The organism is Yoonia sp. (genome assembly GCF_036007805.1).
Classification (GTDB): Bacteria; Pseudomonadota; Alphaproteobacteria; order Rhodobacterales; family Rhodobacteraceae; genus Yoonia.
In genome coordinates this window covers 1-8803 of sequence record NZ_DASYOK010000268.1, presented here as the reverse complement: position 1 = coordinate 8803, position 8803 = coordinate 1, and the positions used below count along the sequence as shown (strand labels likewise).

The following is an 8803-nucleotide window of genomic DNA, read 5'->3' as shown; positions in this document are numbered from 1 at the left end:
GCCGATGATCTTGCCATCTTCCTCGACACGGTCCCAGCCGAAACGGCCCTCAAGCCCCTCAAGCACCGCTTTGATCGACCGCTCGCCCTCATAGGGGAGCGGAAGTAATGAATCCTGACAAAAGCCGAATTTCTCGTGCTCGGTGCCGATCCGCCAATCCTCTTTGGGTTTGCACCCTTTGGACAGGACTTCGGCTAGTTGATCGTGATTCTCGATGGGGCCGCCGCCGGACTGAGGAATGGACATGGGGCAAGGCTCCGCTGTTGATCAAGTGTTATCGGTGACCTGCACCAAGCTTCGTGTCAATGCAAGAGCGGCTTGACGCGGCTCCATATTGTCACCCGCGCATCAGGTGTGTGTGAAAGCACATCCAGCACAGTATTGGTCTTGATATCGGGCAGGGCCGCAAAGACATCGAACAGACCTTCGGCCCCTGCCGCGTTGATAGGAATCGAGAGCACCTGTCCGTCAATGCCCGTCAATATCCAGCTTGGGTCAGGGTGGCTTGTGGGGTCTATCTCGAGCTTGCTCAGATCACCCACATCCATCACGCCGCCATCCAGCGGGCCGAAATAGGCCAAGCGGCGCTCTCTGATCTGCACCACGCCAGCGCCATCCCCATCTTGGGCAAAGCGCGCCCTTTGCATGGCAGCAAACGCCCAACCAGCACCCAGCACAATAAAAATGATGCCAAGCCACTGGGTAATCCCGGTCCCCGTCAGTGCCCACCAGATCCCGAAGACCGCAAAGCCTACGGCAAAGATCACTTCGCGCCAGTGCCGGAAAAAGGCGCGGACCTCGGGGCGGAAAAAATCATCCATAGATCACCTGTGGTTCTTGATAGATCAGAATACGGAAATCACCCGTGCGGCGAAAACCGATCGCTTCATAGGCCTTGCAGGCCTGCGGGGAGGCCGCAAAAAGACTGGCAGTTTTGGTGCCAGCGGCCTGTGCCTGGGCCAAGTGCAGCGCCACCGCACGGCGGGCATAGCCACGGGCGCGCAGCGCGGGGGGCGTATAGACGCCGCCGATCTGTACCGCCTCGGGCAGGACTGCGTTGAACCCCGTCATCGCGACGGGCGTATCGCCTTCATACAGCACACGGTGGGTATCCGCTTCGAGATAACCGACAATATCTTTGACGGCGGTCATGGCACTATCCTCACCCGGCATCGGCAGCACCTCTTCCAGATAGGCACGCCGCCAGCCAACCACCAGCGCGCGCGGCGCATCTTTCAGGGGGACCAGACGAAATCCGGCAAGATCGGGCATGACGAGATCATCCAGCGACAAAGCATAGAGCGGCTCGGCCTTATCCAGCCCCGGATCACCCGACAATCCCAAGACGGTGCGCAGGGCAGCCACCTGTGCTGCATCGCCCAAAATCCCCTTTACGCTATGCCCGTACAGAACCACCTTCACATCGCCCCATGGGCTGGTGGGGCATTGCGGGAACACCATGCCTTCCTCCGAGACGCCGAGCACATCGACCAAAGCTCCTGCCTGCCAGCGCAGCCAAAACCGCATCGCACGCGGATGCCCGCCTGCCATGCCATAGCGCCGCAGGTTCGACAGCGGAAACATGGATGTCGTGATGTACCGGGTCAGGAAAGCCTCAATCGCGGGGCGGTCTTCTGCAACCGCCACGATCATCGCCAATCGCCCAAGGCCTGTTGCCAGACGGTCAACGCCGCCACCGCCGCCGTATCCGCACGCAGAATGCGCGGGCCGAGGCTGACAGGATGCGCAAAGGGTAAGGCGCGCAGGCGGTCACGTTCGGCAGGTGAAAACCCGCCTTCGGGTCCGATCAGGATCGCCCAAGGGCCACGCATATCAGGGAGCGCGACAGGATCACCGATCAATACTTCGTCACAAAACATCAACTGCCGCTCGGGCGGCCAGTCTTTGAGAATACGGTCCAGCTTTGCCAGATCGTCCACAGGCGGCACAAAGGTGCCACCACATTGCTCAGCGGCCTCAACGGCATGGGCCTGCAATTTATCCTGTCGGATCCGGTTTGCGCTTTGCGTGAAATCGGTTTGCACCGGACAAATCCGCGCTGCCCCCATTTCCACGGCTTTTTCAACGATAAAGGCCGTGCGCTCTTTGCGGATCGGCGCGAACAGAAACCACAAATCAGGCGGATTTTGCTGGGGCTTCGTCTCGGCCGAACACAAGAGTATTCCACCCTTCTTGCCCGCCTTCACCACTTGCGCATCCCATTCGCCATCAGCCCCGTTGATCAACGACAGCACAGCGCCTTCCTCCAGCCGCATCACCCCGAAAAGGTAATGCGCCTGCTCGCGCGTCAGCGGAACCGTTTGCTCTTCCCCCAGAGCCTGATCTACATAAAGCCGAACCTTGGATGCCATGAGCGGACCATATGACCGAAAATTCCCAGATGCCAGAGCCGAGCGGCACGGTTGCCGACGCCGTCAAAGACAATTGGGTCGACCGCCTTGCACCGCGCTTCAGCCGGCCCTATCTGCGGCTCAGCCGCGCAGACCGCCCGATCGGCACTTGGTTGCTCTATCTGCCCTGTCTATGGGGTCTGTCGCTCGCGGTTTTGGCGACCGACAGCTATGGCAGCCATGATCTTTGGACAATTGTGGGCTGCGGGATCGGGGCGTTCTTGATGCGTGGCGCGGGCTGCACATGGAACGACATCACCGACCGCGATATTGACGGATCGGTCGCGCGCACACGGTCGCGGCCTATTCCTTCGGGGCAGGTCACGGTGCGCGGTGCGCTGATGTGGATGGTCGCACAAGCGCTGGTCGCCTTCCTGATCCTGATCACGTTTTACCCCGCCGCAATCATTCTGGGCATCCTCGCACTGGCACCGGTCGCGATCTATCCTTTCGCCAAACGCTTCACATGGTGGCCACAGGTTTTCCTTGGCATCGCGTTCAACTGGGGCGCCTTGCTGGCATGGGCCGCTCATACCAATAGCATTGGCCCTGTCCCTATCGTGCTCTACTTCGCGGGTATCGCATGGACGCTGTTTTACGACACCATCTATGCCTTTCAGGACGCCGAGGATGACGCGCTGATCGGGGTGAAATCCACCGCGCGGCTATTCGGTGAAGACGCCCGCAAATGGCTCCGGTTCTTCTTGACCATCACGATTGTGCTCTTTGGTCTGGCCGTCCTGCTTGCGGCCTCGGAACGGTCGGTCCTGTCGCTTGTCATCGCGATTGGCGGGCCTTGGGCGCTGGGCTGGCACTTGACCTGGCAACTCAGCCATTTTGACCCTGATGACAACGACGGACTACTGCGGCTCTTCCGTTCAAACAGGAACGCCGGACTGATCCCTCTGCCGTTTTTCGCCATAGCGCTTCTGGTGTGATTGAACACCGCGGCGGCTGGGCCTATGCAGAGACCAAACGAGTAGTGGACCCAGATGCGCCTATCCGCCATTTTCATACGCCTGATTGTTTTCGCCGCCGCAGCCTTTTTGTCGGTCGCCGCCGCCCGCACCACGGTGTCGGTCGTCGAAGAACGCTCTGTGCTGGCCGTGCAGGAAACCCTTGTAGATCAGGGCTACGAATGGGCCTCGGTGCTTGGTGACGGGCTTCAGGTTATTCTCGAAGGCGAGGCGCCAACAGAGGCCGTCCGCTTTCGCGCGATCTCGGCGGCTGGTGGCATGGTCGATGCAAGCCGCGTGATCGACAACCTTTCGGTGACCGATTCGGCCAGTATCCAACCCCCGCAATTCGCGATCGAGATCTTGCGCAACGATGCCGGTGTGTCACTGATCGGGCTGATACCAGCCACAACCGACCGTGAAGCGCTGGTCGCGCGCATCACCGATATCGCCGATGGCCTACCAGTGACCGACCTTCTTGAAGTCGCCGATTATCCAACTCCACAGAACTGGCGCGCCGCCGTGAATTATGCCGTGCGGTCACTTGAAATTCTGAACAGATCAAAGATTTCGGTGAACGAGAACCGCGTGATCGTGAATGCGATCTCTGATAGCCCCGAAGAAAAACGCCGGTTTGAGGTCGCACTCGCCCGCAATATCCCCGCTGGGGTCCGCGTTTCGGTCGAGATCAGCGCGCCGCGTCCGGTTATTTCGCCTTTCACAACACGCTTCATTCTTGATGAGGAAGGCGCGCGTTTTGATGCCTGCGCCGTCGACACCGAAGAGGCACTGAGCCAGATCATGGCCGCCGCAACCGAGGCAGGTTTTGCTGGGCAGGCGAACTGTATTTTCGCACTCGGCGCGCCGTCACGCACATGGGGCGAGGCCGTCGCACAGTCCATAACAGCGGTAAAGAACATTGGCGGCGGCACGATCACTGTCTCTGACACGGACGTCACGCTCATCGCACCCGCAGGCACAGGGCAGGCTACCTTTGACAATATTGTCGGACGGCTGGAAAACTCGCTGCCTGATGCATTCGCCTTGACGGCTGAACTGCCTGATCTTCCAAGCGATGCGGCCGAGGAACTGCCCCAGTTCACGGCCACACTCAGCCCCGAGGGTGAGGTGCAACTGCGCGGGCGCGTGCCCGATGACATCACCAATACAGTTGTCGAGAATTTCGCCAGCGCCCGCTTTGCCCAGCGCAACATCACGATGGGAACACGCGTGGCCGAGGGCCTGCCTGCCGGCTGGTCGGTCCGCGTTCTTGCAGGGATCGAGGCGCTCTCGGAACTCTCCAACGGCGCGGTCATCGTCGAGCCTGAAAATATGACGGTCCGCGGCAACACCGGCAACGAGAACGCCAGCGCCGTCGTGTCGCGGTTGCTGATCGAAAAGCTGGGGCAGACTGCTGATTTCGATATCGACATCACCTATGTCAAAGAGCTTGACCCCATCGCCGGCCTGCCCACGCCCGAGGAATGTATGGCGCAGATCGTCACTGTGACCGAGGGGCGCAAAATCACCTTTGATCCCGGTTCAGCCGACCTGACAGCCGACACGCAGCCTGTCGTGGATGACATTGCCGAAATCCTGAGGAAATGCGGTGATCTGCGGATCAGGGTATCCGGCTTTACCGACAGCCAGGGCCGCGAAGCGATGAACCAGCAGTTGTCCCAGGACCGCGCCGATGCGGTTCTCACAGCTTTGCGCGCACGGCGGGTACCGGTGTCAACCTTCGAATCCATCGGTTTTGGCGAAGAAAACCCGATAGCCGACAACGACACCGAAGAAGGGCGCGAAGCAAACCGGCGCATCGAATTCAGCCTGATCCTGCCCGAACCTCCTGCCGCAGACGTGTCGGTCCTTGATGAACTCGCAGAGGAACTGACCGGTGATGAGGCCGCCGAAGAGGCCGCAACAGATGCAGATGACAGCGCAACAGAAAGCGAATAGACGAAGCCAATGAACAGAACAGAATTCATCATCGCAACGGCCGTTATTCTTTTTGTGGCCTTTGTTCTGGGTTGGTTTGCAAGCTGGCTGGTCAACCGCTTTACGCGCGTGACCAAGGCGGAAATCGGCGAATTGGACAAGATGGCGCAAGCGCTGCACGAAGCCGAGGAAACCCGCGATCAGGCGATCACCTATCTGCAACAACGCGAGGCCGAAATCACCAACCAGCTCAGCCAGACCGAAGCCGAATTGCGCGCCGCGATGGACGGTTTGCGCGAAGCACGCCAGGAAGCCGAAGAACTGCGCGGCTATATTGAACGCAAAGAAGGCTAAAGACCGCTAGCGCGGGGCGGCGGCGCGTTTCAGGCGGTCATTGATCGCCTGACCCAATCCATGATCCGGAATAGGTGAGACGGCAATCCGTTCGGCCCCCATTGCATCAAGTTGATGCAGACAGGCAAAAAGGCGCGCCGCCGCCTCGGTCAGATCGCCCGCAGCGGACAGGTTCAGATCCGCATCGACCGGACCAAACCCCAGCAGGACTTCGCCCTCTTCGGCGTAAGGTGCGTTTAAACGCACCTTACCGCGCGGCGCGTAATGTGATTCCAGTTGCCCGGGTGCGGTCGGAACCGCCGGATCAGCCAGACGCGCCAGAGGGCGCCCCAAACAGGCCTCGAGCGCCTCAAGCGGAATGCCACCCGCGCGCAACAAAGCAGGCTCACCTACACAGTTCACAATCGTTGATTCCACACCAACCGGACAGGCACCCCCATCCACGATGGCATCGATCCTGCCCCCCAGGCCAGCCGCAACATGGGCGGCAGTCGTCGGGCTGATACGGCCCGAGGGATTGGCCGAAGGTGCGGCCACAGGACCACCAAAACGCGCCAGCAACCCGAGTGCTACAGGATGATCCGGAACGCGGACCCCCAAAGTCCCAAGTCCCGCCGTCACAAGTTGTGACACCGCTGCATCGGCCCGCAGTGGCAGCACCAGCGTCAGCGCACCGGGCCAGAACGCCTGTGCCAGCGCGCGGGCTGTGTCATTGAAAACGCAAAATGTCTCGGCCCCCGCCAAATCTGCCACATGCACGATTAGCGGGTTGAAACTGGGGCGGCCCTTGGCGGCAAAAATCTTTGCCACTGCCGTATCATTACGCGCATCGGCACCCAGCCCGTAGACCGTTTCGGTCGGAAAAGACACCAGTCCCCCGCCCGCCAGCAGTGCCGCGGCTTTTTCCAAGCCGGCAACATCCGGTTGGAGCATCAGGGAGTGTTCATCGGTCATGACGTGGCGTTTTGGTTGATGGGTGGCCGCACTGCGATAGGGTAGCCGCATGCCTGATGCTTAGCCCGCACCCCGGCTTTTGCCAAGCGGCTGCATAATTTGGAGATGAAGCAATGCCTTATCGCGCACCTGTCAGCGATTTCCGTTTCTTGATGGATCATGTGGTCGGCTTTGATCAGGTTGCGGCAACCGATCACTTTGCCGAAGCCACCCCTGACATGACCCAAGCGATTGTCACCGAAGCCGCCAAGATGTCCGAGGATATTCTCGCACCGCTCAACCGCGCAGGCGATCTGCACCCCGCCCATCTCGAGAACGGTATCGTCCGCACCAGCCCCGGTTTTGCGGAAGGGTACGACGCAATCGCGACCGGTGGCTGGATCGGCATGTCCGCCAGCCAGGAGAACGGCGGCCTTGGCCTGCCCATGACCCTGACGACCACAGTCAATGAAATGCTCGCAGGAGCCTGCCTTGCCCTGCAACTCAGCCCGCTGATGACCCAAGGCCAGATCGAGGCGCTGGAACACCACGCCTCGGATGCGATCAAGACCCTCTACATTCCCAAGCTGGTCTCGGGCGAATGGAACGGCACGATGAACCTGACGGAACCGCAGGCTGGGTCTGATGTGGGTGCGTTGCGCACCAAGGCCGAACCCAATGGCGACGGGACCTATGCGATCAGCGGTCAGAAGATCTATATCAGCTGGGCTGACAATGATTTCACGCAAAACGTCTGCCACCTTGTACTGGCACGCCTGCCGGATGGTGTGGCGGGCACCAAGGGCATCAGCCTGTTTATGGTTCCCAAACTGATCCCTGATGCCGATGGAAACCCCGGCAAACCGAATGATCTGCGCGTGGTCAGCCTTGAACACAAAATGGGCCTGCACGGCTCGCCCACTGCCGTGATGGAATATTCCGGTGCGACAGGCTGGCTTGTGGGGGAAGAACACGGCGGTATGGCCGCGATGTTCACCATGATGAACAACGCCCGGCTGGGCGTCGCGACACAAGGCGTCGGCATCGCCGAGGCGGCACTTCAACACGCCCTTGCCTATGCCCAAGATCGCAAACAGGGCAAAGCGCCTGGAAGTGGGGCGATCCTTGAACATGCTGACGTGCGGCGCATGCTGACCACCATGAAGGCCGACACCTATGCCGCCCGCGCGATCACCTTGATGAACGCCGTGGCAATCGACATGGCACATGCCACGGGCAGCGCCGAATGGCAGGCGCGCGCGGCCTTCCTGACACCCATCAGCAAAGCATTCTGCACCGATGTCGGCTGCGAAGTTGCCGCGACCGGTATCCAAGTCCACGGCGGCATGGGCTTTATCGAGGAAACAGGCGCCGCCCAATACGCGCGCGACGTACGCGTTGCCACGATTTACGAGGGCACCAACGGCATTCAGGCCATGGACCTTGTGGCGCGCAAACTGATGGACGGGGGCGAGGCCGCATTCCGTATCCTCGAAGAAATCGAACAAGGCGCCGAAGCTGCCAAAGAGACCCATCCACAACTGGCCGAAGCGGTCTGGCAATCAGCAGAGAGCCTGCGCGAAACCACTGAATGGCTGGCCACACAGGACGATCTAAACGCCCGCTTTGCAGGCGCCGTCCCCTATCTGCGGGCCTTTGCGCGGGTTCTTGGCGGACACGCCCATCTGGCAAGCGCAGTCAAAGGCGACGCCAGCCGCACCCGCCTTGCAACCTTCTACATTAAACGTATGCTCCCCGAACACACAGGCCTTTTGGCACACACACGTGAAGGGGCAACCGATCTCATGGCTATCACCGCAGACGATCTTGCCGCATAATGCCTGACGACCAACGCGGCATCCGGTATCCCTTTCAGGATCCGCCCGCAGAGGGTGAGGCGATCACGCTCGCACCCGGTGTGCTCTGGATGCGCCTGCCCCTGCCCATGAAACTGGATCACGTCAACGTCTACGCGCTGGACGACGGCGATAGCTGGACAGTGATCGACACGGGCTTTGCGTCCAAACGCGCGCGGGCAATCTGGGGCACATTGCTGAAAGGGCCGCTGGCTGGCAAACCTGTGGGACGCGTTGTTGTCACCCACCACCACCCCGATCACGTCGGGCTGGCGGCATGGTTCATGGAACAAGGTGCAAGTCTTGCCATGCCGCGCACCGGATGGCTGATGGCACGGATGCTGACGCTGGATGT

Annotated in this window: 9 protein-coding genes and 1 pseudogene; 5 read left to right on the top strand and 5 right to left on the bottom strand. The window is 60.5% G+C overall.

Annotated elements, in window-relative coordinates:
• From VGP75_RS14480 to VGP75_RS14465, 4 genes and pseudogenes are all read right to left on the bottom strand, one after another.
• Nucleotides 1–246 (bottom strand): annotated as a pseudogene (locus tag VGP75_RS14480) (glutamate--cysteine ligase); the annotation flags it as partial.
• A 56-nt stretch (nt 247–302) separates the two neighbouring features.
• Nucleotides 303–821 carry a hypothetical protein gene (locus VGP75_RS14475; RefSeq protein ID WP_327544337.1) on the bottom strand — a complete coding sequence of 173 codons (519 nt, stop codon included), beginning with the start codon at nt 819–821 and terminating at the stop codon, nt 303–305.
• On the bottom strand, nt 814–1653 hold the full coding sequence (locus VGP75_RS14470) for a GNAT family N-acetyltransferase (protein WP_327544336.1): 840 nt from the start codon (nt 1651–1653) through the stop codon (nt 814–816). Before VGP75_RS14470 ends, VGP75_RS14475 begins: the two co-directional genes overlap by 8 nt.
• Nucleotides 1650–2372 (bottom strand): 16S rRNA (uracil(1498)-N(3))-methyltransferase, encoded by a 723-nt coding sequence (locus VGP75_RS14465; protein ID WP_327544335.1) that lies wholly within the window; start codon nt 2370–2372, stop codon nt 1650–1652. The genes VGP75_RS14470 and VGP75_RS14465 overlap by 4 nt, the downstream gene beginning before the upstream one ends.
• 11 nt (nt 2373–2383) lie before the next feature.
• Here VGP75_RS14465 and ubiA point away from each other — a divergent pair, with 11 nt between their 5' ends.
• Genes ubiA through VGP75_RS14450 form a run of 3 tightly spaced genes read left to right on the top strand, consistent with a single transcriptional unit; the run spans nt 2384 to nt 5659 of the window.
• On the top strand, nt 2384–3349 hold the full coding sequence (gene ubiA, locus VGP75_RS14460; protein WP_327544334.1) for a 4-hydroxybenzoate octaprenyltransferase: 966 nt from the start codon (nt 2384–2386) through the stop codon (nt 3347–3349).
• A 54-nt stretch (nt 3350–3403) separates the two neighbouring features.
• Nucleotides 3404–5326 carry an OmpA family protein gene (locus VGP75_RS14455; protein ID WP_327544333.1) on the top strand — a complete coding sequence of 641 codons (1923 nt, stop codon included), beginning with the start codon at nt 3404–3406 and terminating at the stop codon, nt 5324–5326.
• Between the two features lie 9 nt (nt 5327–5335).
• A complete protein-coding gene (locus VGP75_RS14450; protein WP_055293595.1) occupies nt 5336–5659 on the top strand; it encodes a hypothetical protein in 324 nt (107 codons plus the stop codon).
• 6 nt (nt 5660–5665) lie between these two features.
• Here VGP75_RS14450 and VGP75_RS14445 read toward each other — a convergent pair whose 3' ends face one another.
• Complete coding sequence (locus VGP75_RS14445) at nt 5666–6613, bottom strand: L-threonylcarbamoyladenylate synthase (protein ID WP_327544338.1); 948 nt, start codon at nt 6611–6613, stop codon at nt 5666–5668.
• A 113-nt stretch (nt 6614–6726) separates the two neighbouring features.
• Between VGP75_RS14445 and VGP75_RS14440 the strand changes: the two genes are divergently transcribed.
• Together VGP75_RS14440 and VGP75_RS14435 are read left to right on the top strand one after the other, a co-directional pair.
• Nucleotides 6727–8430, top strand: a complete 1704-nt coding sequence (locus tag VGP75_RS14440) for an acyl-CoA dehydrogenase (protein WP_327544332.1) — start codon at nt 6727–6729, stop codon at nt 8428–8430.
• A partial coding sequence (locus tag VGP75_RS14435; protein ID WP_327544331.1) for an MBL fold metallo-hydrolase occupies nt 8430–8803 on the top strand: 374 nt, incomplete at its 3' end. The genes VGP75_RS14440 and VGP75_RS14435, both read left to right, overlap by 1 nt.